The 1436-nt window shown below is 76.6% G+C and carries 2 protein-coding genes; both read left to right on the plus strand.

The window, feature by feature from the left end:
• Positions 1 to 132: 132 nt before the first annotated feature.
• The gene (locus ABZW03_RS40815; RefSeq protein WP_355269931.1) at positions 133 to 1035 is read left to right on the plus strand and encodes a trypsin-like serine protease; all 903 of its coding nucleotides are present in this window, start codon (positions 133 to 135) and stop codon (positions 1033 to 1035) included.
• Positions 1036 to 1249: 214 nt separating this feature from the next.
• A partial coding sequence (locus tag ABZW03_RS40820) for a hypothetical protein (protein WP_355269933.1) occupies positions 1250 to 1436 on the plus strand: 187 nt, incomplete at its 3' end.

Consider the following 1436-nt stretch of genomic DNA (forward strand, 5'->3'; position numbering starts at 1 on the left):
GGACCCCCGACCGCGTGCGGTGGCCGGGGCCGGCCGGGCGGCGCCGGGAACCCAGCCCGGCGGCATCCAGGGTGCCGCCGGGCCGTGCAGCGGGCACCGGAGGGACCGGTGCCCGGAAGGGAGCTCCGAGCAGTGCCGATCACCGAATTCCGAGCGGTCCTCAGACGGGCGGCGGGCGCCGTCCTCGCGGGCGCGCTCACCGCGGGCGCGGTCGTCACGGGCGCCACGCCCGCCGCCGCGATCAACTCGTACAACGCCGTTCCCGCACCGGAGCGCACCGAGGTCGGCGCCCTGGTGGTGCAGTGGGACGACGACGCGAACCCCGCCACGCCGGACCGGGTCGACTGGATGTGCTCGGGCACCATGGTGGACGCCGACACCTTCCTGACCGCCGCGCACTGCACCAGCGACTGGCCGGCCGGCGCCCGCTACTACGTCTCGCTCGACCAGGACGTGCAGGCCGGTCTGGACGCCGCCCGGGCCGCCCACCCGGGCGACCCCGCGGCCGTCGCCGCGGCGGTGGCCGTCGAAGGCGCCGCCCATCAGGACCCGGCCTACCCCGGGCCCTCGTCGGACCCGCACGACATCGCCGTCGTCCAGCTGCCGGCGGCGCAGCTGGCCGCGCGCTGGACGTTCACCCCGGCCGCGCTGCCCACGGAGGGCCGGCTCGGCGAAATCGGGCCGCGGAAGCTCGACGCGACCCCGTTCACCGTCGCCGGCTACGGCACCCAGGAGGCGCAGCGCGGCCCCGGCGGCCAGACCCACCCGGGCGGCGGCGTACGGCTGAAGGCGCCGGTGGGCTTCGACGCGCTCAACGCCCCGTGGGTGCGGCTGGCGATGACCGCGCCGCAGGGCAACGGCGGTGCCTGCTACGGGGATTCCGGCGGGCCGAACTTCGCCACGATCGACGGCCGGTCCCTGCTGGTGGCGACGACCATCACGGGTGACGGCCCGTGCTACGCGACCAACGTCGCGTACCGGCTCGACACGCCCGTCGCCCGGGCGTTCCTCGCGCCCTTCGTCGCCCTTCCCTGACGGGAGGCGGCACTTCGGGGCGCGGTGGCTCGCGCCGGGCCCCGGCTCCTCGCGCGCGGGCCCCGGTTCCCCCCCTGCCGGTTGCGGTACGGGGAACCGGGGCCCGCGCGCGTTCTTGTCATGCCCAAGTTTGACGATGTGTTACCAGTCGGTAGTCTCTGGGTGTCTCGTGGGTGAACAGTTCGACGCCCGCCATGTCCTGAAGGAACCTCACGTGTACCGACTTGGCTCCCGCCGACCCGGCCGCGCCCTGCGCGGCACCCTCGCCGCCGTCGCGGCGACCACCCTGCTCGCCGTCCTGCCGGCCGCGCCGACCCACGCCGCCCCCGCCCCGGCGCAGGGCGGGGACACCGCCCACCTCGACGCCGTCGAGCGGGTGCTGCGCGAGGTGTCGCCCGGAC

This window comes from Kitasatospora sp. NPDC004799, from assembly GCF_040609095.1.
GTDB lineage: Bacteria > Actinomycetota > Actinomycetes > Streptomycetales > Streptomycetaceae > Kitasatospora.